This is a genomic window from Parasphingorhabdus halotolerans (genome assembly GCF_012516475.1).
Lineage (GTDB): Bacteria > Pseudomonadota > Alphaproteobacteria > Sphingomonadales > Sphingomonadaceae > Parasphingorhabdus > Parasphingorhabdus halotolerans.
This window is the reverse complement of sequence record NZ_CP051217.1, coordinates 1565795-1586766: the sequence shown is the minus strand read 5'-3', so window position 1 is coordinate 1586766 and position 20972 is coordinate 1565795. Positions and strand designations below refer to the sequence as shown.

Sequence of the window (20972 nt, the reverse complement as noted above, 5' to 3'; positions counted from 1 at the left end):
CTCTATGGCAAGTTATTTCTGCCAGTCATAGCTGCGTTCGACACGGGCGACATGGAGGGTGTAAAATTCATACCATTTGTCGCGGCCTTTTTCTCTTGTTGCCGCATGGTCCGGCTGATCGCGCCAGGCTTTCGCGCTGGAATCATCTTTCCAGTAGCTTATCGTAATTCCCAGACCATTTTCCGTGCGGGCATGGTCTTCACCAAGATAGCCGGGCTGCAATTTTGCCAGCGCGCTCATTTTGGCTGCTGCTTCCTGATAGCCAGCCTCGTCAATGGTCGTCCGTTTGGCGCAAAAAATTACTGCAATGGACCCGGCCGGATGAAGCATCATGATCATTCTTTCAATCAATCGGTTTCAACGCGCAACCGGTAAAATAATTGTCACCGGGGCTATTACACTCTAACAAGTCGGCCAGGCAATCGTCCGGAGACACTTCTTGAGTAACAGCATAGCAAAAACACCAATTTTCAGCCGAATCAAAGCGCGACTGGAGCGTTTCTTCGGCGCTTGGGGTGTCTTTTTCAAGGGTTTTATCAAGCATCCGGTAATGGTTGGATCAATCATTCCTTCGTCCGATGTCACGATCAGAAAAATGCTCGAACCGGTCAAATGGGACGAATGCGATGTGTTCGTTGAATATGGTCCCGGCGTTGGCACTTTTTGCCGCCCGATACTGGAACGAATGAAACCGGATGCGACGCTGATCGTAATCGACCTCAATCCAGACTTCATTGAATATTTGTCCAAATCCATCCGCGATAGTCGCTTCTATCCAGTGCATGGTTCCGCCGCCAATGTGCGCCAGATTATTGCTGACCTTGGTCATGAAAAAGCGGATTATATTTTGTCGGGCCTGCCTTTTTCTACCCTGCCCGACAATTTGGGACCGAAAATCGCGAGCGAAACTTATGAGGCGCTTCGTCCCGGCGGGGCATTTCTCGTGTACCAATTTGTTAAACGTGCTCGTGATTTTATGGCTCCGTATTTTGACCGGATCGATAATGGATATTCGTTCTGGAACATCTTGCCATGCCATCTTTTCTGGGGCTGGAAGCACAAATAGGCTTTATGCCGTTCGTCGAATGCAGAAGGGCGTTGGTCGAACTTGGGCGCTCAGGCTTGCGCGGCGATAGCTGTTCCAACTATTAGAGTAAATATTATCTATCTTTGAGAGGATTACCCCTGATGTCACGCTTCTCCCGCACGTTGTTTTTCGCTCTTGCTACGAGCGCCTTGACGGTTTCTGCACCGGCTTTTGCCGACAATCATAAAGCTCCGAAGCCCGCGCCGGTCAGCGAACTCGTTGACGCGGTGAATATTCCTTATGAAGAATTCACGCTGGATAACGGACTCAAGGTGCTGGTCCACACCGACCGCAAGGCACCGATTGTTGCGGTGTCTATTTGGTATGGCGTTGGTTCGGCTAATGAACCCAAAGGCAAGACCGGGTATGCGCATCTGTTCGAGCATATCATGTTCAACGGCTCTGAGAACGCGCCGGGAGATTATTTCGAGCCGTTGCGGCAAATTGGCGCGACGGATCTTAATGGCACCACCTGGCTGGATCGCACCAACTACTTCCAGACCGTTCCCAAATCGGCACTTGAAGTTGCGCTGTTCCTGGAGAGCGACCGGATGGGATATTTGCTTGGTGCAGTGACACAAGAGAAGCTCGACAATCAGATCGGTGTGGTTTCCAACGAAAAACGGCAGGGCGATAATCAACCTTATGGTTTGGTCGGCTACAAGCAAACCGAGTTGCTGTTTCCCGATAGCAGTCACCCCTATGGGCACGACACCATCGGCTCGTTGGAAGACCTGGAAGCCGCTTCCCTTGACGATATGAAAACCTGGTTTACCGACCACTATGGACCCAATAACGCGATACTGGTTCTGGCTGGCGATATTGATGCGATGGCCGCGAAGCCGCTGGTCAATAAATGGTTCGGTGCTATTCCGAGCGGCAAGCCGATCGAAAAACTTGATCCGCCTATCCCGAGCTTAGCTGCGCCGGTGTTTGAGGTGATGAAGGACAAAGTCGCTACGACGCGCATTTATCGCAACTGGGTAGTGCCTGGGCTCAATGATCCGGATTACACAAAGCTCGATGTCGGCATGGCCGTTCTGGGCGGTCTTGCAAGCTCGCGGCTTGACAATATCATGGTGCGGGAAGAGAAAAATGCGGTGGCGGTATCTGCGTTTGTGATTCCATTCGTACATGGCAGCCTGGTCAATATTCAGGCGGATGTGAAACCGGGTGAAGACGCCGATATGGTCGCCAAGCGGCTGGATGAGATTATTGCTGATTTTATCAAAACAGGCCCGACTGCTGATGAAGTGCAGCGGGTCGCCACGCGCGATGCTGCGTCCAGAATTGCCGGCCTCGAGCAGGTTGGCGGTTTTAGCGGCAAGGCCGTCGCTTTAGCAGAGGGTAAGCTCTATTCCAACGATCCGAGCCACTTCAAAAAGGAACTGCAGCGGCTGGCATCGACAACACCGGAATCGGTGACCGGAGCCATGCAGAAATGGCTGACACGGCCAGTAGTCGGCATAACCGTTGTGCCTGGAGAACGTGAAGCCTACCAAGAAGTCGGCGCAGGCAAGGGTGCGCGGACAGGAACGCTGACGGCTCCGGCTTATTATATGCAGGACGGTCAGGCCGGAACGGTCACCGCGCCAGATCGTTCTAGTCTGCCGCCCGTCGGCGAAGTCCCCAATGTTGATTTTCCCGATGTGGAAACCGCAACGCTCTCCAACGGCATCAAGGTCTATTTCGCGCGGCGCGACGCGGTACCGATGACGCGTGTGACGCTCTCGTTTGACGCAGGCACCACCGCGGATCCTGCCGATAAAATCGGATTGCAGAATTTTGTCACATCCATGCTGGAAGAGGGCACGACCAGTCTGAATTCAATCCAGATCGCCGAGCAGCAAGAGCGGCTGGGTGCCAATATTGGCGTTGGTGGCGGTCGTGACCAGACCGCCGTTAGCCTGAGTGCAGTCAATCCCAATCTGGATGCCTCGCTCGACCTGATGGCCGATATAGTCAAAAACCCTGCTTTCAAATCAGACGATATCGAGCGTATCCGGGTGCAGCAGCTGACTTCGATTGAAGCAGCCGCCAATGATCCTGGCTCAATCGCCGGTAACGCTCTGCCGCCGCTTTTATTTGGTGAAGCCCACCCTTACGGTCGCGGTTTTTCTGGCGATGGAACCAAGGAATCCGTTTCCTCCATTACCCGCGACGATTTGGTGAAATTCCACAATGGCTGGATGCGACCGGAAAACGCAACCTTGTTCGCGACGGGCAATATCGCCAGGAAGGCGCTGGTCGATAAACTGGAAATGCGTTTTGGCAAATGGAAGGGCACCGGCAAAGCAGCGCCTGCAAAAAATTTCGATGCTGCTATCCCTGCTGCCCAAGAGAAGATTGTGGTCATCCACCGCGCAAATTCTCCGCAGTCCCTTATTTATGCAGGTCAGGTCACACCGCTCAAGGGCACGGATGATCTGTTGACGCTTGACGCAGCGAATGAGGTGCTGGGAGGCAACTTCCTCTCTCGGATCAATATGGATTTGCGGGAAACAAAAGGATGGAGCTACGGTACACGCAACAGCATTTTGCGCGGCGAACATGAAGTTCCCTATCTGATGCGCGCGCCAGTACAGACTAATCAAACCGGACCCGCTGTTGCTGCCATAAAGGCGCAGGTGGTAGATTTTCTTGGCGAAAACGGCGTTACCGATGCAGAACTAAAACGCACGGTCAATGGCAACGTCCGTCAGTTGCCCGGTCAGTTTGAACGTTCGACCAGCGTGCTGGGTCAGATGCAGGAAGATGTGCAGTTTGGGCGTCCATCCAACTACGCAGAAACCGTGGCCGCGCGCTACCGGACCTTAACGGCTGAAGACCTTAACAAAGCGATGGCTGATGCGGTCGATCCAAATGGCTTTACCTGGGTAATCGTTGGCGATGCTGACAAAATCAAACCGCAACTGGAAGCGCTGGGTATGCCGATTGAATATCGCGGCTATGAAGCTAGTGACACGGATGTTAGTAAACTATCCAGCTCCAGTGATTCGGATGGCGATGAATAACATATCGTCACCATGCGGTCGGAACTAAGAAAACGAGAAGGAAAATATTATGTCTATTGATGGTACTTATACATGCGTCACCAAATCCCCTATGGGCGACCAAACCTCGGAATTCACTATTGTGACGGACGGTGATACATTTACCGGCACGAATGCTGGCGCAATGGGTGCTATGGATGTCGAAGACGGCAAGGTGGATGGCAACCACATTACCTGGACGATGAACATGACGGTCCCGATGCCAATGAAACTGGAAGGCGATGCAACAATTACCGATGGTCAACTGGCCGGTTCGGTTAAAGCGGGCGCTTTTGGTGAAATGGCAATGACCGGCACCAAAAAATAGATTTCTGAAATTAAAAAAACGGCCGCGACCCGGTTCGGGTGGCGGCCTTTTTTTTTAACGTACCAATCGATCTTTAGCGAACGACAACACTCACGGCGCGGCGGTTTTGCGCCCATGCGGATTCGTTCGAGCCAAGAGCATCCGGGCGCTCCTTGCCGTAACTCACCGTTGTCATGCGTGATGGACTGACGCCAAGCGAAGCCAGATAATTTTTCGCCGCATTGGCGCGGCGTTCGCCAAGGGCAAGGTTGTAATCCCGCGTTCCGCGCTCATCGGCATGGCCTTCAATTGTGATCCGGGCATTGGGATGTTGTGCCAGCCATTGCGCCTGGCTTTGTAAAATCACCTGATCCTGCGAATCCACATTGTAACGGTCTGTATCAAAAAGGATCCGGTCAGACATGGTGTTGGCGAGGAAATCACCCTGTGACCCGGGAGCATAGCCGGGGCCAACTGGTCCAGTAGGTCCGGTCGGTTGGGTTGTCCCAACGGGCGGCGGTGGCAGATCATCTGGTGCCTTCTTTGCGCAGCCTGCCAGCACCAGGCTGGAGGTAATCAGGAGGGGGTCGCATATTTTAACATATTTCTGCTCCTATTCTGGTTGCAATTAATTCCAGTTATAGCGACTTATCAGGTACTTGTCGCGATTCGAATGGTGAAGTCAAGTCTACGGTAATAAAGGACCCCAAGCAGGGTCCGAGCCATCGACCGGTGTCGGCAGTTTCCGTTCATTGCGGCCGGTCAAATCCACTTGCCAAATACCGGTCTGTCCACTGCCGCGCGCTGTGCGGAAGAACTGGATGACGCGGCCATTGGGTGCCCAGGTCGGCGCTTCATCCTGCCAGCTATTGGTGAGCAAACGTTCACCGCCACCGCTTGGAGTCATTACACCGATGCGGAAATTACCGGCCATTTTCGTGAAAGAGATTAAATCTCCGCGCGGGCTCCATTCCGGCGTTGCATAGCGCCCGCCGCCGAAGCTGATGCGGTTTTCATTGCCGCCATTGGCGCCCATCACATAAAGCTGCTGACTCCCGCTTCGATCGCTTTCAAACACGATCCTGCTGCCATCGGGAGAAAAGCTGCCGCCAATATCAATACCCGGCGAGAATGTCAGCCGCTGCGGTGTCCCACCGCCGGATGATACCTTGTAAATATCAGTGTTGCCGGAAATCGCCATGGAATAGAGGATCCACTTGCCATCGGGCGACCAGCGTGGAGCAAAAGTCGGGTTGGTGCTCTGGGTAATCAGTTTCTGTTGCCCGGTGCCAATCTCATAAACATAAATTCGCGGGTTCCCATCGAGAAAGCTGAGATAGACCAGTCTGCGATAGTCAGGTGAAAAGCGCGGGGTGAGTGCGGTTGCCTGACCGTTCGTGATGAACCGGTGATTGGCACCGTCGCTGTCCATGATCGCCAGACGTTTGGTGCGGTTTCCCTTCGGCCCGGTTTCGGCGATATAGGCAATGCGGCTGTCAAAAAACGGCGATTCCCCAGATAAACGCGAGTAGATGCTATCAGCGCATTTATGCGCCGCGCGCCGCCAGTCGCCGGGATCGACAACAAATCCTTGGCGGGTGAGTTCTGTTTCCAGCGCAACATCATAGAGATAACAGCCAACGGTCAATTTGCCGTCGGGATTGGCGCGTATAAAACCCTGAATCAGCGCCGAGCTATTGGTGCCCGCCCAATAGGGAAATTGCGGCGCGGTGACCTCGTCAAAACTAATGCCGCGCACTTCGTTGCGCCCCTTTGGCTTAAACAACCCACTCGAGCGCAGATCGCTGACAATGACATCGCTGATCTTGCCGCCAAGTTCTGCGGTGCTGCCAGCAGGCGTGTTGACGCTTTGCGGTGTTGGCAAGCCAGGAACCGAGATGACCAATTCATCGCCTGCGCTGTTATCGACATCGACAGTCAGCTGCGCTTTGACAGGCGCAGTGATGCCGATCAGCATGAACGATGCAGCAATCCATGAAAAAAGCCTATGGCTTGATTGGGTGCGAGTCGCGGTTATTTTTGACACTTATAGTCTCCTAAATACCTTGATACAGGACAGGCTCAATGACCTTCCATTCGTCGTAAAATTTCTCTGGGAAAGTGGTATAGGGCGCAGCAAGCCGGACAGCGGCAATAGCCCGCTCCTGATGCACACCAACTTGTGAGCGATTGCTGGCGGTTATCCCAGTAGTTGAAGCCGAAGGGCTACCAATGATTTTGCCATCACGGTCCAGTCGCGCCACTACCTTGGTGCGTAGCAATTCGGAATCTGCGCCAGATGGTGGACTCCATCGCTGTTTCACCAGTCGGTAAAGCTCACGCTGGAGCGAAGCCACGGCAGAGGCAGACGCTTTTTCAGCGCGAATATTCTGGTTCTGGCTGGTTGATGGAGCATCGGTTACGCCCTTGAGGAAATCATCTCCGAGGCGGGAGCCTTTCGGCGTCGGCTTTGGTTTTGCCGCCGGTGTCGGCTTGGCAGCAGGCGTCGGTTTAGCCGCCGGTTTGGGTTTTGGTTTTGTGGTGCTTGTTGGTTTGTCAGGCCTCCGGCGCGGTTCACTCGACGTTGGTGCAGGTTTCACCGTTGGTTTCGGTGTAGCTGCCGGAGTCGGCGGCGGTTCCGGCAGCGGCTCCGGTTCCATGAAGCTGCTTTCTTCCGGCAGGCCCAATTCTGGCGCCACACTGGTAGCGGGCGCGACCATGGCCGGATTAGGTGTCGAGCTTTCCAGCCCCACTTCATCGGCAATCATCACTTCCATTGGCTTGGGCCGAAACGCTTCATCGGGCTTGGCAATCAGGCTGAGCGATAACACACCGAACAGGGCAATATGCCCTGCCGCTGCCACTCCCAAGCCAATTTTTTCAGCCTTTTCCATATCAGCGTGTAAGTCCTAATTTGTGTCAGATGAACCTGTTGTGACTAATGACACCCGGTTAAGGCCTGCCCGATTGAGTTCGCCCATCACACCCATGATCAAGCCGTAATCCAGAGTTTTGTCGCCGCGCAGCATGATCTGGCGCGGATTTTCCGGATCCTGCGTTGCGGCTATTTCACCAAGTCGTGCAGCCAGCGCGGACTGGCTGACCTCGTCCTCACCAAGATATACCCGGCCTTCCGGATCAATTGAAATTTGCACCGGCTCCTGGTCCTGTTCCAGCGCGTTGGCACGGCTTTCCGGTAGATCCACCGGAACACCGGCAACCAGCAATGGCGCGGTAACCATGAAGATGATAAGCAGCACGAGCATCACATCAACAAATGGGGTGACGTTAATCTCTGCCATCGGCGCCCGGCCGCGTCTGCCGCCACGCCTGCCAATGCCTGATCCCATGTTCATGCCCATGCTCAGTCTCCAAGCTCCAGCTCACGGCTCAGCGTGGCGTGGAAACCATCGGCAAAACGCCCCATGCGAGCCTCAAGCTTGTTCAGGCGATGGGAGAAGCGGTTATAGGCGATGACCGCCGGAATGGCTGCAAACAGACCAATGGCGGTCGCAAAAAGCGCTTCGGCAATGCCGGGCGCAACCACCGCGAGGGAGCTATTTTGTTCGGCTGCGATGGCCGAGAAACTGCGCATGATACCCCAGACTGTGCCGAATAGACCGACAAATGGTGCAACACTGCCGACGGTTGCGAGGAAGTTCAAACGATCTGCCAGCTGGTCCACTTCATGCGCGATTGTGGCGTTCATTGCTGTCGCCAATCGTTGCCTTGTGCCATCGCGGTCAATCGGGCCGCGCGCCGTGGATCGCCGCCATTCTTTGACGCCAGCGGCAAGCACTTTTGCCATCGGCAGCGTTGATTTTCCATGACTTTCATAAAAGCTGTCAACATTGTCGGCAGAGGAAAACGCGCGCTCGAATTTCTCGGATTTGCTCTGCGTGCGTCCTATCTTGAGGGCGAAACTGACGATGATCGTCCAGGTCCAGACGCTGGCCAGTAACAGGCCGACCATCACCAGTTTAACGACGATATCAGCTTCCAGAAACAAAGCGATTGGTGAAAAATTACCGGATACGGCGTCAACAGAAAGTTGGTCTAACAAAGCAATGGTCCTCTTATTCGGGGTTATTTTGCGTCATGACGCTAGCAAATGCTTTTGTCCATGCTTGTGGATGGCGCCGAGGCCGTCCGGCGGGGGTAAGAAAGGCAGCCTGAACGCTGGCTGACGTAATTTGCCGCACACCGCACATAATCTTCTGTTCGATAATCAAGCTGGCTGCGCGCAGTTTTTGGACAGTGCTGATGACGACCAGATCATCATCCAGTTTTGCGGGAAATACATATTTGATGTCGAGATCCGTGACAGCATAAACGCCTTCCCCGCTGCCAAAGGCTTCATGCTGGTTCATTTCAAGTCCGCGCAACATATCGGAACGCGCGCGCTCCATGTAGCGCAGATAATTGGCATGATAGACAATCCCGGAGAAATCCGTGTCTTCAAAATAGACCCGGCAAGCGAAATAGTGACGGCCATCAATAAAACGCCCGTCATGCGGTTTTATGTTGTTAGGAATCTCAGGATCCGCGGTCATGGCGCGAACATTAGGCTGCTGGATTCAAAGGCGAAAGAGGGAATATAGCCCGACTTGTCAATTGGACGTGATTTTGACTCAATTGGACTAGACTACGGCCAAACAAACGCGAGGCGTAATCATCTGGCGCCAGATGGAGTTCAAGCAGCGCATCCGATACAAAGCGCGGCGGCCGGATCAATCTCCAGCCGTTTAAACGCTATCGGCTCGCCGCATTGCAAGCACCAGCCATACTCACCCCATCAAATCGTTTTAGCGCGATTTCAATCCGCGCCAGATCGCTCGTCCGCCGCCGTGCTTCGGCTTGCGCCATTTCCTGTTGCTGCATGGCGTCCATCCTGGAAAGGCGACCAACGCTTTGCTGATCGAGTTCGACTGTATTGCGCCACGATGCGGCATCGGCGTCGAGCGCTTTGAGTTCCGCTTGCCGTTCCATCAGTAACTGGTGCAGCGCCTCAATCTGTTTGGCGGAAAGCGGTTCAGTCAAAGGCCATCAGTTGGATTTTGGCGCCAATAGTTCCAGCGCCGCTGCGGTCATTGCTTCCGTTCCCAAAGTCACCGACTCCCGGGGAGCAACCTTGAAGAAGGGGGAATGATGCGATGGCACAGGCGCGCCGCCGGCTTTTTCCCGATCAAAATCGGCCTGCGGGGTTCCGCCGACAGAGAAATAGACGCCGGGGACATCGGTATTGGGAGCCACAAAATAGGCAAAATCTTCGGCACCCATGCCTTCGCGTGGTTTATTGTCGAATACCTTTTCGCCGAAACGGGCGGCGAAAACATCTTTCACCCGCTTGGTAAGGGCGGAGTCGTTGTAATTGGCCGGGGTCGATTCATGCGAGATTTTAACCTCAGGCAGCTTGTCCTCCGGCAGTCCGTTCATCCGGCCAACGTTGGTTGCAACGCGCTTGATCCCTTCGAGTAATTTGGCGCGCGTTTCTTCGTCATCCGAACGCACGGTCAGTTGCATCACAGCTTTGTCGGAAATGATATTATGCTTGAAGCCGCTGTGGAACGAACCGACGGTAATCACGCCGGGTTTGAGTGGCGCAATTTCGCGGCTGATAATCGTCTGGAGATTCATGATGATCTGCGCGCCCATCACGATCGGATCCTTGCCGCGGTGAGGTGAGGCTCCATGCGCGCCAACACCGTGGACAATGATATCGACGCTATCGGATGAACTGCTTTCAATGCCTTCACCAATAGATAGCTTGCCGGTTGGCGTGTCCGCCGAAACATGGAAAGCCATTGCAAAGTCGGGCTTGGGGAAGCGGCTATAGAGACCATCATCTATCATCAGCTTCGCGCCACCGATGCGTTCCTCAGCCGGTTGCGCGATCAACACCAGCGTCCCTTGCCATTGGTCCTTCAGCGCAGCCAATCTCCGGCCCGTGCCAATCAGCGAGGTGATGTGCACATCATGGCCACAGGCGTGCATGACCGGCTGTTCCTCGCCATCGATGCTGACCTGTTTGACTGTGGACATATAGTCGAGGCCGCTGTCTTCAACCAGAGGCAGGCCGTCCATGTCGGCGCGCAGCATCAGCGTTGGGCCATCGCCATTTTTCATCACTGCGACAACCCCGGTCCCGCCGACTTTTTCCGTCACCGTGAAGCCGGATGCCCGCCATTCCCTGGCTATGATTCCAGCTGTGCGTACTTCCTTATAGGACAGTTCCGGATTGCGGTGAAAGTCGAGAAACAGGGCTTCCAGCTTATCATCATAATCAGCAGCGATAGCGGCCTTCAGTTCCGGCGACGTCGAACTATTTTGCGCTGCAGCAGGTGACGTCCAGATCAAAGCAGTCGTAGCGGCCAAAGCCAAAAGATGTTTCACGATTCTCTCCCTATATTTTCGGTTCTTATGCTGGCCCAAGCCGGAAAGCGCAAAGCTTATTGCCTTCCGGATCACGGAAATAGGCCGCATAGAAAGCCATAGGCCCTTCATCGCCGCGAACACCGGGCGCGCCCTCGTCACTGCCGCCCAGTTCCAGGCCCTTATTGTAGAGGTTATCGACCTGCGCCCGTTCCTGCATTTGCAGTGCAATCATATTGCCATTGCCGGGTTGCGCAGTTTCGCCATTAAAAGGCTGGGTGATGGCAATGGAAGGCGTCGCCATATCCACGCCATAGAGCGTGAAGCCATTTTCTTCCATTTCCATCAGGCGTTTCGCGCCGAGCTCGCCGAGCAGCGCGTCGTAATAGGAACGCGCTTTATCAAGATCGTTGGTTCCAAGCGTTACATAACCGATCATTGCTTCATCCTCCCATATTCATTTTGCAGCAACATAGTTTATTGCCGTCAAGATCGCGGAAATAGGCTCCGTAAAAAACATCTGGCGCGCGCCATCCTGGCGCACCTTCGTCTGTTGCACCCAATTTGAGCGCACGGGCGTGAAGCTTGTCGATTTCCTCGGTACTGTCAAATTGCAGCGCGACCATCGTGCCATTGCCGAAACAGGCTTCGCCTTCATCATAGGGAGAAGTGATGCAAAGCATGGGTTGACCAGGCCCTTTGCCAAAAAATTGCCCGCCAGCTGGCGTTTTGAACAAGCGCTTCACGCCGGTGCCTTCAAAAAGCGCATCATAAAAGGCAAAGGCTTTGTCTTTGTCGTTCGTGCCGAGCATGGTGTAGGCGATCATATCTCTCTCCTCTTGGGTTCTATTGATTCGGTTTCGACATGAAACCTATCACTCGCAGAAATAGATGCAATGACCTGCGGGATCATTTTCCGGAACTTCGGTGCGAAAGAAGGCCGTGCCCTTTCCGAGCAAAGGCTGCATCCACAATCCCGATTTCAGTGAATAGGCTTCACCGCTGTGCCCCCAATAGGTCATATTGTCGCCGAACGCGTTATCCTTGCACCTCTTGTGTCGATTGCCGAGGGCAAGAACATGAACGCCCATCCCGTAGGCGCAGAAATAACCGTCCTCGCTATCTCCGTTTCCGCCGTCATAAACCCATTGGGGATCAGTCATTTTGGAAATGCTCTCGCGACTGAGAAATTCCCCGTCGTCTCGCAGAAACATCTGTCCAACTTTGGCAAGATCCACGGCGGATATTCTCAATCCACCCTGCGGACTGAAGATTGATCCGGTCTTGCCGAGTTGATAGCGGGATAAATCGCAGCTGCCGTCGCTTGTCGGCACAACCTCGCAAGCTTCCCGCTTTCCTCGCAGATCATCACGCGCAACATCACCATTAGGGCGATAGAGCGTTACAGCATGCTCTATTTCGGTATCGCGGCAGTTTATCCAGTTAAAGCAGGCATTGAGCTTCAACGGCTTAAATACTTCGCCTTGCATGATCTGGTCGAACCGCTTGCCGGTAGCAGCCTCCATAATCGCAGCGATGACCGGGAAATTGAGATTGGCGTAGGCAAAATTTTCGCCGGATCGGTGTTGGGAGTCCCACGCTTTGGGATCGCGCAATTCTTGCTCCAGCAGGGCATCCATCGGCAGAGCGTAGTTAATTCCGTCCCGCAACCCGGATTGATGTGAGAGCAGCTGTGTCAGTGTGATAGGATCATCGGGGAATGCAGGATTGCGCAGATTCCAATCAAGATAATCATTTACATCGGCATCAAGATTGAGTTGTTCTGATTCAACCAGTCGCATCACCGCCAAGGCTACAAATAATTTGGATACGGATGCAATCCGCACCGGATCATCGGGCATCAAGGCGCGTCCTGTTGTGCGGTTTGAAAACCCCTGAATGGCTGACACCGACATTGTTTTGGCCGTAAAATCGATCCGAATTGCTGCTGGTGCTCCATCGAGTTTCGAGTGTTCTTGGGCAAGACCTGTTCCGTATATACCCACCAAGCAAAGAAAAAGGCAGAAGCAATGCGCCCCTGCCTTGATCAAATTTCCAAGCGATGTGGTTTCAATCATCCAGCCGGACAATCACCAACACGTTTGCCGTTGTTCTTGGCGGTGATGTTCATTTTCATGCCGGCAGCGCCGCCATCCATTTTCATCGTCATGTCATAGCTGCTCGGTCCATATTGGCCTTCCATCGCCATGGACATTTTGCCCGGAGCGCCGCCCATATCGGTACACGCCATTTCCGAAGATATCGCGCCGCCGCTCATGTCGAATTTCTTCACTTCGCAATTGGTTTTTTCCTGTGCTGCAAAAAATTCCGCGCCAGGATTTTTGGCTTGCTCTTCGGTCATGCAAGATTTGCTGGTGGTTTTCTTGCCTTTCATACCGTCAAGCATTCCGGCTGGCGCACCTTCTGGCAGGCCTTCAATTTTAACGTCGACAATCTCGACTGTATTTTCCCACTCACCCGGCTCCAAAGTAACCTGATCCATTTCCTTCGCCACTTCTTCCGCCGTGATTATTCCATCACCATCAGCATCCGCGCCTTTGTCCGAACAACCAGTCACACCGAAAAGCAGGGCCGCTGACGCGACCGACATCAATAATTTTTGCACTGTATGAATTCCCTCGTTTTATAACCCGTACATATTGTCATAAACAGTCAAATCGGGAATGTAAATTTCTGACTTTTTCCATCTGAGACAAGGGATGACATTTGGGTGGTTTGCACCCATATTGGCTGCATGGCAAAACTGGTAATCAGAAAGGGCTTGGCGGAGCCCGATACGGATGAAAATTTTATTCCCTACAAGCCAGTTCGGCCAGAGAAATCAGAGGGCGGCAGGTCATTTGAGCTGGTAAGCGACTTTGAACCGTCGGGCGACCAGCCAACGGCAATCAAGGAACTGGTTGAAGGCATTAGCGCAGACGACAAGGATCAGGTTCTGCTTGGTGTCACCGGCTCCGGCAAAACCTTCACCATGGCCAAAATTATTGAGCACACCCAGCGGCCCGCCCTGATTCTCGCGCCGAATAAAATTCTGGCGGCCCAGCTCTATGGGGAGTTCAAGAATTTTTTCCCCAATAATGCAGTCGAATATTTTGTCAGCTATTATGATTATTACCAGCCGGAAGCTTATGTCGCCCGCTCCGACACCTATATCGAAAAGGAAAGCTCGGTAAACGAAGCGATTGACCGGATGCGGCACTCGGCAACCCGGTCTTTGCTCGAACGCGATGATGTGATTATCGTTGCCTCGGTATCCTGTCTTTACGGTATCGGCTCGGTTGAAACCTACTCGGCGATGATCTTTGATCTTGAAAAAGAACAATCGGTGGATCAGCGAGATATTATTCGCAAGCTCGTATCGTTGCAATATAAGCGCAATGACATGGCCTTTGCGCGCGGCACGTTCCGGGTGCGGGGCGATAATCTTGAGATATTCCCATCGCATTATGAAGATATGGCGTGGCGGATTTCGTTTTTTGGCGATGAAGTCGAAGAGATCGTCGAATTTGATCCGCTGACGGGCAAAAAGGGCGCGAGCCTGAACAAAGTGCGTATCTATGCAAATTCCCACCATGTGACGCCCGGGCCGACCATGAAACAGGCGATGGAAGCTATTAAGCTCGAACTCGCCGTTCGCTTGAAAGAGCTGGAGTCCGAAGGCAAGTTGCTTGAGCATCAGCGGCTCGAACAACGCACCCACTTTGACCTCGAAATGATCGCCGCAACCGGAAGTTGTGCGGGGATCGAGAATTATTCGCGCTTTCTTACCGGCCGTATGCCTGGCGAGCCGCCACCGACCTTGTTCGAGTATCTTCCTGACAACGCGCTGTTGTTCGTAGATGAAAGCCACCAGACCGTGCCACAAATCGGGGCGATGTCAAAAGGCGACCACCGCCGCAAGATTACGCTCGCCGAATATGGCTTTCGCTTGCCAAGCTGCATTGACAACCGGCCCTTGCGGTTCAATGAATGGGACGCAATGCGTCCGCAAACGGTCAGTGTATCGGCAACGCCGGGCAAATGGGAAATGGAACAGACCAGCGGCGTATTTAGCGAGCAGGTCATTCGCCCCACGGGTCTGATTGATCCCCCGGTCGAGATTAAACCTGTCGAGGACCAGGTGGATGATCTGATCAACGAATGCCGCAAGGTTACGGCGCAGGGCTATCGCACGCTGGTCACGACGCTTACCAAGCGCATGGCCGAGGATTTGACAGAGTTTATGCACGAGGCGGGGATTAAATGCCGCTATATGCATAGTGATGTCGAGACGCTGGAACGGATCGAGCTAATCCGCGATCTGCGGCTTGGCGTTTATGATGTGTTGATTGGGATCAACCTGCTGCGTGAGGGTCTCGATATTCCCGAATGTGGTCTGGTTGCGATACTAGACGCCGACAAGGAAGGCTTTCTGCGTTCTGAAACGTCGCTGATCCAGACGATTGGCCGTGCGGCACGAAATGTCGATGGACGTGTCATTCTTTACGCCGACCGCATGACCGGATCGATGGAGCGCGCCCTCAATGAAACAGGTCGCCGCCGCGAGAAACAGGAAGAATATAACAAGCTGCATGGGATCACACCGCAATCGATCAAGAAAAACATTGGCGATATCGTTGCGCATGTGGCGTCGAAAGATATGGTTACGGTGCCAATCGATGATGATACCGCGCATCTCGTCGGTCACAATCTTCGCAGCCATATCGAAAGCCTCGAAAAACGCATGCGCGATGCTGCGGCGGATCTGGAATTTGAGGAAGCAGGACGTCTGCGCGATGAAATCCGCAAACTCGAAGCAGACGAGCTTGGGCTTCCCGCTAATCTGCAAGTTGCACAACCGAAGGGCAGGGCCACCGAAGGAAGGCCGGGAACACGCAAAGGGAAATATGGGCGGACGCAGCGAAAAATGGGGTGAAAGGTGCTTGCGTGCCAATCGTTGCTATTGAGCCATCATTAAATGAGGCGTATAAGAGAGTCGGGCAAAGTTGCAAAACAGGGATACGATCAAACCGTCAAAAAGGACGCGCAATGACCCTTGCTTCCCGCCTTTTCACCAAAGCCGTTGGCCATATCAACAACGGTCTCCATAACGTTCATCCAGGCGATGTCCTGCATTATGATTTTGGTATTGGAGAGGAGATTGAGCCCGCCGAAATTGCCCACGATACTGGTATTGAGGTGACGAAAATTAACGCGCTGCTCCATCGTGAAATTGCGGTGGATGCCGATATTGATCTGCGCCTCGGTCGCTATTTCCGGCTGCCAGACGGTTACTTTCTCCGCATGCAGGTCGATTATGATTTGGAGCGGATGCATAATCTGGAGGACGAAGACTTGATCAAGATAACCCCTCGCGCGATATAAAGCGGCGAAGCGTCGATTTCGACCAACAACCTTCAGATGTAGACCAGCAACGCTGCCATTGCTTGTGCTTGGCAACGGCTGGGTTCATGCTCCGACCACAATCCAAAGGAGTAATGAAATGCGCCCATCGATATTTTTGGCATTGGCAACATCTGCATTGGCGCTCGGCGCTTGTTCGACGGACCAGGGTGAAACGGCTTCGGTATCTTCGGTGGCAGCAGTTAAAGCCGCTCCTGATTTTACCGCCGCCATAGCGGCTCCCGGACGAGAAGAGGGCGATACAAAGCTTGACGCTGGCCGGATGCCGGCAGAAGTGCTCGCGTTTATGGGGCTTGAGACCGGCGATACCGCGCTGGATATATTCGCAGGTGGCGGATATTACAGCGAGATTATGGGCGCTGCCGTTGGGCCGACGGGTTCTGTAGTGGCAGTCAATCCGCCGCAATTTGTGTCGAGTGATGCGGCCAAAGCGAAATGGGCCGGGGTTGCCGGTCGTCAACCCAATGTTTCATTGGAGCAATCGCAACTCGGCGATTATGTTCCGACGCCGAACACCTATGATTTCGCCATGCTTCATCTCATCTATCATGATCTCTATTGGGAGAGTGAGCAGTTTAAAGTGGCCCGGATGGACCCTGATGCGATTCTGGCCAGGCTTTATGCCGGGATGAAGCCCGGCGGCATAGTAGCGGTGATCGATCATGTTGGCGAAGCAGGCGATACCAGAGAGATTGTCGAGAGAACGCACCGGATCGATCCTGCGGTCGCCAAAGCAGACTTTATCAAAGCCGGGTTCGTAATGGATGCGGAGAGTGATATGTTCGCTGACCCGGACGATGATCTGAGCAAAAACGTTTTCGATCCATCCAATCGGGGGAAAACTGCCCGTTTCGTGATACGTTTCCGCAAACCAGGCTAAAGTGATCTCGCCGAATATGAACAAAACGAATCGGTGTTAACGCTGTTAACGGACCAGTTTTCCCTAAGATACTGAAACGAAATGGAAATTTGTGCAGCGCACAATAAGTCGATCTTTCGGCTCGGTCTGTCGAAGCTCAAAATCCAATTAAATTACGCAAATTTGTAATATAATTTCAAAGCGTTACGAAGAGTTACAACAGTTTACACGACTGTTCATCCGATATTCGGCTATTGAGTCCTATATAGGTTGCGTAGTTACGGCTGAAACCAAAACATGCCGGGATGGTCTCCAAGAAGATCACCCTAGTCACTTGGGCAGCATCATAATTTTATGGCGGGGAGGTCCAAATGGAGCTTGTTGTAAAAGTGAATGACCGAATTGAAACGGCAGGCGCAAAGGCGTTTGTCACCGAAAAAGCTGGACGGGCCAACGCAGTGGCATTTGATCACGCGGAGCTGCGTGCCGGGCCAACATTTGGTCACGGACTCTATCTGGTTGTGTCCGGGCCAGCGCCGAAAAACTGCGGGCAGGTAATTTTAGTGCCTTCGCTTGAACAACATAATCCAGAGTATCGGCGCATTGAGATTGTTGCCGAGCAACGCGCTCCTGCCGCCGATCATGGTTTGGCGTTGGCAGCCGATAGCTACGAGAAATCAATCCCGCTGTCCGGTTTGGCCGGTACCAAAGGTATCGAACTAATCGGTGCCAACGGCACGCAGAAATTCAGTTTGACCGGCGGCGCCTCTAGTTAGGGTCGCACGCCGTCGGAACAAGGGCGGGAGGCAGATTCGTGTTGAGTATGAACCTGTCTCCCAATCCTTAAAATGAGATTATGAGTTAACATATAGGTCCGGGTCGCCATATCCTGGAGGGCTTTCAGGGGGTTTGCAAGCCGCCGGATATTGGCTGGATCTTATGGGAGCAGGGCTGGCGCGTCAGTTGAGTATCGCGTGCCAGTCCTGCTTTTTGTTATCTGTCTGTCTGCTAAGGCTAGCTGGCATATTTTACCGAGCAGCCATAAGGGCGAGACTGCGCTACACTTACGGTTTTCCCCGCTTTGATTTCTCCGAGAGCTGCGGTCACATGGTTACGCGCTGTCCTGATGTCCGCCGGGTTAGCGGTGGGTTTGTCGTCAATGCCGCCCTGATAAACCAGCTTGCCTGAACCATCGATAATATACATGTGAGGCGTCGTTTTTGCGCCATAAGCCTTGCCGACTACACCGTTCATATCGAGCAAATAATGGCTTGCGGCCGCGCCTTGCTTCTTGGCAAGCACTTGCGCTTCGGGACCGGTCATGTGCCCCTGCTTGCCTTCTGCGCCGCTATTCACTGTCAGCCACACCACGCCCTGCTTACGCGCCGCAGCTTGTGCTGCCTGCATATTGCCGCCGCCATAATGTTTCTGGACGAACGGGCAGCCGGGGTTATGCCATTCCAGCACCACGGTCTTGCCGCGAAATTTGGAAAGCTGGACGGTCTTGCCGAACATATCGGTCAGTTTGAAATCCTGAGCGACCGCGCCGTTTTTTTGCGCGGCAGTGAGGGGAGACGCCAGCATGATAGCGGCGATAGCAATGACAGGGATGAGTTTGAGGTTTGGCATGATCCGTCTCCACTTCATTTTCGTGATGCTGTTTTAATCGGGTCGTTCACGAGATCGGTCAAAGTACCGACTGTTAGTATCTGAGGCAAGATGACCGGTTCCTGACCAGGGGCATAGTAAAGATAAAGCGGCACTCCGGCCCGGCCATGTTTCTCCAGGAAGTTGCTGATTACCGGGTCTGGACGGGTCCAGTCACCCATCAACACCGCGACATTGGCGGCGGCGAATGCATCAGCTGTTTCCTGACGCTGTACCGCAGCAGCCTCATTGGCCTTGCAGGTTATGCACCAGTCCGCCGTGAAATATGCAAATACCGGCTGGTTTGATGTCCGCAGTTCGGCGAGGCGCTCTTCGCTAAATGGCTCACTGGGGAGAGTGGTACTGGATGAATTAGCAGTTTTTTGCACCGCCATTTGCTCTTCGCCGGGCAGTGCCAAGATACCGCCAGCGAGCACAGCGATCATCACACCGGTTGTCACCCATCCGCGCGACAGGCCTTTCATTTGGCCGCCACCGAACCACCAGAGGACCAGCGTCGCGCCGAGTAAAAATAGCAGCGATAACCCCAAAGCATCCGTACCGATTTGCCGACCGAGCAGCCAGACGAGACCGATGGCGGTCAGGAACATCGGGACGGCGATAATCTTGCGGAAACTGTCCAGCCATGCGCCGGGTTTCGGCAAGCGGCTGCGAATGGCCGGTACAAAGGCGATGAGCAAGAACGGCAATGCCAGACCAACGCCCAGCCCTGCAAAAATGATCAAGGCCGCGATGGGTGGCAGAACAATGGTCGCGCCCAGCGCCGCTGCCATAAACGGACCGGTGCAGGGTGTCGCAACGAACGCTGCTAGCGCTCCCGTCCAGAATGAACCCGCTGGCCCTTCCCTGGTTGTGAGCTTGCTGCCCATGCTGATATTGGGGAGTTCAAAGAGGCCGGCAAGATTGAAACCAATTGCTGTGACAAGTGCGAGCAGCACAAATATTATGCGGGGGTCCTGCAGCTGGAATGCCCAGCCAACGGCTGCGCCGCTGGCTCTCAGGCCTAGCAATATCCCACCGAGCACAGTGGCAACCACCACGACACCGGCAGTATAGGCCAGTGCGTCGCGCCGGACGATGCCTTCATCACCGCCTGCTTTGGCCAGGCTCATCGCTTTCAGGCTAAGGATAGGAAACACACAGGGCATGAGATTGAGCAATAACCCGCCGACTATTGCTCCGCCGAGTGCAATAAGAAGCAAAGAGGCGTTAGATTGGTCGCCACCACCGGTAAAATTTCCATCACCGCCTTTAGCTACCGGTACGCCTGACATTTCGACTTCGCCGCTATCGGCCGTGAGCATAAAACCCATATGCGGACCGATTTTCAGAACGCCGTTGATTGGTTCGGCGCTATCCCCGCGCGCTGTTGTTTCGATGATCAGCAGGTCACCGTCCCTATTGACCTTCTGCGTAGCGCCATAATCAACAACGCCATCTTCCTTTATAAAGAAATACGGAGTTTCTACGGCAACTGATTTTGGCAATGGAATGGAAAGACGGAATATATCGTTTTTGACCGAAAAAGTGCCATTGCTTCCCAGCGGGCGCGGCAAATTCGCACGGTAGTCATTGAACGCGCTGTTCAACGAGACCGCTGCACCCTTGCTTACCACCTCCAGTGTGATTGAAAGTTCATCCTGTTCGGGAACACAGACTTCATCGGTGCAGGCCAGCCACTCGGATTTTACGGATATCGGAAGCGGTCCTTGCGAGACATTTTCTGCCACAACCAGATTGACCAGAACGGCGTATTCACCCTCATAAACATAATTCATAATGCCGGAAATGAGCAGAGTTTCTGGCACGGGATAGCTTGCTTTTCCGGCTGTAACGCCAGCAGGCAATGTCCAGTCAAAGCTCATGCCGATGCCCGCGTCTCCGGGATTTTCCCAATAACCATGCCACGTTGGCTTGGGCTTCATTACAAAGGCGAGCGTCACGCTACGACCGGCCTGCACCCGCTGCGATTCGGCCACGAGCGTTGCTGGAACATTTAATTCTTTGCTGCCCAGTTTATTTTGTGCATGTGCAGGCACGGCACAAGCCATGAATAAAGCAGCCAGCATCAAACTGAACGAACGCAAATCAAATGTCATAAAAAACTCACCATTTCATCTTACATGGCTTTTAGGTTATCAGAAGGTCGCTGACCATAGCGGCTATTCAATTTTGGGGATTATTCGTGCGCACATTGAAATTTGTTACAGCTTTTACAAGTCT

Annotated in this window: 23 protein-coding genes; 7 read left to right on the top strand and 16 right to left on the bottom strand. The window is 53.5% G+C overall.

All coding sequences use genetic code 11. The features are described 5' to 3' along the window. Positions 1–12: 12 nt before the first annotated feature. Positions 13–333 carry an antibiotic biosynthesis monooxygenase family protein gene (locus HF685_RS07640; protein WP_168819024.1) on the bottom strand — a complete coding sequence of 107 codons (321 nt, stop codon included), beginning with the start codon at positions 331–333 and terminating at the stop codon, positions 13–15. A gap of 106 nt (positions 334–439) precedes the next feature. On the opposite strand from HF685_RS07640, the gene HF685_RS07635 reads away from it, so the two are divergent. From HF685_RS07635 to HF685_RS07625, 3 genes are all read left to right on the top strand, one after another. Continuing rightward, entirely contained in the window at positions 440–1066 is a 627-nt protein-coding gene (locus HF685_RS07635; RefSeq protein WP_246218804.1) for a class I SAM-dependent methyltransferase, read from the top strand. A gap of 122 nt (positions 1067–1188) precedes the next feature. Next, positions 1189–4101, top strand: coding sequence for a M16 family metallopeptidase (locus HF685_RS07630; RefSeq protein ID WP_168819022.1), 2913 nt, complete (start codon positions 1189–1191; stop codon positions 4099–4101). A 49-nt stretch (positions 4102–4150) separates the two neighbouring features. After that, positions 4151–4447: a hypothetical protein gene (locus HF685_RS07625; RefSeq protein WP_168819020.1), complete on the top strand. Its 297-nt coding sequence runs from the start codon at positions 4151–4153 to the stop codon at positions 4445–4447. A 73-nt stretch (positions 4448–4520) separates the two neighbouring features. On the opposite strand, the gene pal is transcribed toward HF685_RS07625, so the two are convergent. The 13 genes from pal to HF685_RS07565 all read right to left on the bottom strand — a co-directional run bounded on the left by pal (position 4521) and on the right by HF685_RS07565 (position 13424). Then, complete coding sequence (gene pal / locus HF685_RS07620) at positions 4521–5021, bottom strand: peptidoglycan-associated lipoprotein Pal (RefSeq protein WP_281352832.1); 501 nt, start codon at positions 5019–5021, stop codon at positions 4521–4523. Between the two features lie 93 nt (positions 5022–5114). Next, on the bottom strand, positions 5115–6404 hold the full coding sequence (gene tolB / locus HF685_RS07615) for a Tol-Pal system beta propeller repeat protein TolB (protein ID WP_168821375.1): 1290 nt from the start codon (positions 6402–6404) through the stop codon (positions 5115–5117). A 79-nt stretch (positions 6405–6483) separates the two neighbouring features. After that, a complete protein-coding gene (locus tag HF685_RS07610) occupies positions 6484–7320 on the bottom strand; it encodes a cell envelope biogenesis protein TolA (RefSeq protein ID WP_168819018.1) in 837 nt (278 codons plus the stop codon). Between the two features lie 15 nt (positions 7321–7335). After that, complete coding sequence (tolR, locus tag HF685_RS07605; RefSeq protein WP_168819016.1) at positions 7336–7788, bottom strand: protein TolR; 453 nt, start codon at positions 7786–7788, stop codon at positions 7336–7338. A 2-nt stretch (positions 7789–7790) separates the two neighbouring features. Next, positions 7791–8489 carry a protein TolQ gene (tolQ, locus tag HF685_RS07600; protein ID WP_246218803.1) on the bottom strand — a complete coding sequence of 233 codons (699 nt, stop codon included), beginning with the start codon at positions 8487–8489 and terminating at the stop codon, positions 7791–7793. Positions 8490–8502: 13 nt separating this feature from the next. Then, positions 8503–8979 (bottom strand): YbgC/FadM family acyl-CoA thioesterase, encoded by a 477-nt coding sequence (locus tag HF685_RS07595; RefSeq protein WP_168819014.1) that lies wholly within the window; start codon positions 8977–8979, stop codon positions 8503–8505. A gap of 140 nt (positions 8980–9119) precedes the next feature. Next, complete coding sequence (locus HF685_RS16340; RefSeq protein WP_246218821.1) at positions 9120–9200, bottom strand: TraR/DksA C4-type zinc finger protein; 81 nt, start codon at positions 9198–9200, stop codon at positions 9120–9122. Continuing rightward, positions 9179–9466 (bottom strand): hypothetical protein, encoded by a 288-nt coding sequence (locus HF685_RS07590; RefSeq protein WP_246218802.1) that lies wholly within the window; start codon positions 9464–9466, stop codon positions 9179–9181. Before HF685_RS07590 ends, HF685_RS16340 begins: the two co-directional genes overlap by 22 nt. Before the next feature lie 6 nt (positions 9467–9472). Further along, the gene (locus tag HF685_RS07585; RefSeq protein ID WP_246218801.1) at positions 9473–10819 is read right to left on the bottom strand and encodes an amidohydrolase; all 1347 of its coding nucleotides are present in this window, start codon (positions 10817–10819) and stop codon (positions 9473–9475) included. 25 nt (positions 10820–10844) lie between these two features. Beyond that, positions 10845–11237 (bottom strand): VOC family protein, encoded by a 393-nt coding sequence (locus HF685_RS07580; protein ID WP_168819010.1) that lies wholly within the window; start codon positions 11235–11237, stop codon positions 10845–10847. Between the two features lie 4 nt (positions 11238–11241). Next, entirely contained in the window at positions 11242–11625 is a 384-nt protein-coding gene (locus HF685_RS07575) for a VOC family protein (protein WP_168819008.1), read from the bottom strand. A gap of 48 nt (positions 11626–11673) precedes the next feature. Then, positions 11674–12714 carry a serine hydrolase domain-containing protein gene (locus tag HF685_RS07570; RefSeq protein WP_168819006.1) on the bottom strand — a complete coding sequence of 347 codons (1041 nt, stop codon included), beginning with the start codon at positions 12712–12714 and terminating at the stop codon, positions 11674–11676. A 158-nt stretch (positions 12715–12872) separates the two neighbouring features. Then, on the bottom strand, positions 12873–13424 hold the full coding sequence (locus tag HF685_RS07565; protein ID WP_168819004.1) for a DUF3617 domain-containing protein: 552 nt from the start codon (positions 13422–13424) through the stop codon (positions 12873–12875). A gap of 129 nt (positions 13425–13553) precedes the next feature. Here HF685_RS07565 and uvrB point away from each other — a divergent pair, with 129 nt between their 5' ends. The 4 genes from uvrB (at position 13554) to HF685_RS07545 (ending at position 17857) form a co-directional block, all read left to right on the top strand. Then, the gene (gene uvrB / locus HF685_RS07560; protein WP_168819002.1) at positions 13554–15734 is read left to right on the top strand and encodes an excinuclease ABC subunit UvrB; all 2181 of its coding nucleotides are present in this window, start codon (positions 13554–13556) and stop codon (positions 15732–15734) included. 113 nt (positions 15735–15847) lie between these two features. Further along, on the top strand, positions 15848–16183 hold the full coding sequence (locus tag HF685_RS07555) for a HigA family addiction module antitoxin (RefSeq protein WP_168819001.1): 336 nt from the start codon (positions 15848–15850) through the stop codon (positions 16181–16183). A 118-nt stretch (positions 16184–16301) separates the two neighbouring features. Further along, complete coding sequence (locus HF685_RS07550) at positions 16302–17102, top strand: class I SAM-dependent methyltransferase (RefSeq protein WP_168818999.1); 801 nt, start codon at positions 16302–16304, stop codon at positions 17100–17102. Positions 17103–17452: 350 nt separating this feature from the next. Further along, a complete protein-coding gene (locus HF685_RS07545; protein ID WP_168818997.1) occupies positions 17453–17857 on the top strand; it encodes a hypothetical protein in 405 nt (134 codons plus the stop codon). Between the two features lie 238 nt (positions 17858–18095). Here the strand turns inward: HF685_RS07545 and HF685_RS07540 are convergent, their stop codons facing one another. Both HF685_RS07540 and HF685_RS07535 read right to left on the bottom strand, forming a co-directional pair. Next, the gene (locus tag HF685_RS07540; protein ID WP_168818994.1) at positions 18096–18710 is read right to left on the bottom strand and encodes a redoxin domain-containing protein; all 615 of its coding nucleotides are present in this window, start codon (positions 18708–18710) and stop codon (positions 18096–18098) included. Between the two features lie 14 nt (positions 18711–18724). After that, the gene (locus tag HF685_RS07535; RefSeq protein WP_168818992.1) at positions 18725–20848 is read right to left on the bottom strand and encodes a protein-disulfide reductase DsbD family protein; all 2124 of its coding nucleotides are present in this window, start codon (positions 20846–20848) and stop codon (positions 18725–18727) included. Between the last annotated feature and the right edge of the window lie 124 nt (positions 20849–20972).

Coding starts and splice junctions, on each gene's coding strand:
- HF685_RS07640 (WP_168819024.1), bottom strand. CDS start 333: ATGATGCTTCATCCGGCCGGGTCCATTGCAGTAATTTTTTGCGCCAAA.
- HF685_RS07630 (WP_168819022.1), top strand. CDS start 1,189: ATGTCACGCTTCTCCCGCACGTTGTTTTTCGCTCTTGCTACGAGCGCC.
- HF685_RS07625 (WP_168819020.1), top strand. CDS start 4,151: ATGTCTATTGATGGTACTTATACATGCGTCACCAAATCCCCTATGGGC.
- tolB (WP_168821375.1), bottom strand. CDS start 6,404: ATGCTGATCGGCATCACTGCGCCTGTCAAAGCGCAGCTGACTGTCGAT.
- HF685_RS07610 (WP_168819018.1), bottom strand. CDS start 7,320: ATGGAAAAGGCTGAAAAAATTGGCTTGGGAGTGGCAGCGGCAGGGCAT.
- tolR (WP_168819016.1), bottom strand. CDS start 7,788: ATGGGCATGAACATGGGATCAGGCATTGGCAGGCGTGGCGGCAGACGC.
- HF685_RS07595 (WP_168819014.1), bottom strand. CDS start 8,979: ATGACCGCGGATCCTGAGATTCCTAACAACATAAAACCGCATGACGGG.
- HF685_RS07580 (WP_168819010.1), bottom strand. CDS start 11,237: ATGATCGGTTATGTAACGCTTGGAACCAACGATCTTGATAAAGCGCGT.
- HF685_RS07575 (WP_168819008.1), bottom strand. CDS start 11,625: ATGATCGCCTACACCATGCTCGGCACGAACGACAAAGACAAAGCCTTT.
- HF685_RS07570 (WP_168819006.1), bottom strand. CDS start 12,714: ATGTCGGTGTCAGCCATTCAGGGGTTTTCAAACCGCACAACAGGACGC.
- uvrB (WP_168819002.1), top strand. CDS start 13,554: ATGGCAAAACTGGTAATCAGAAAGGGCTTGGCGGAGCCCGATACGGAT.
- HF685_RS07555 (WP_168819001.1), top strand. CDS start 15,848: ATGACCCTTGCTTCCCGCCTTTTCACCAAAGCCGTTGGCCATATCAAC.
- HF685_RS07550 (WP_168818999.1), top strand. CDS start 16,302: ATGCGCCCATCGATATTTTTGGCATTGGCAACATCTGCATTGGCGCTC.
- HF685_RS07545 (WP_168818997.1), top strand. CDS start 17,453: ATGGAGCTTGTTGTAAAAGTGAATGACCGAATTGAAACGGCAGGCGCA.
- HF685_RS07540 (WP_168818994.1), bottom strand. CDS start 18,710: ATGCCAAACCTCAAACTCATCCCTGTCATTGCTATCGCCGCTATCATG.
- HF685_RS07535 (WP_168818992.1), bottom strand. CDS start 20,848: ATGACATTTGATTTGCGTTCGTTCAGTTTGATGCTGGCTGCTTTATTC.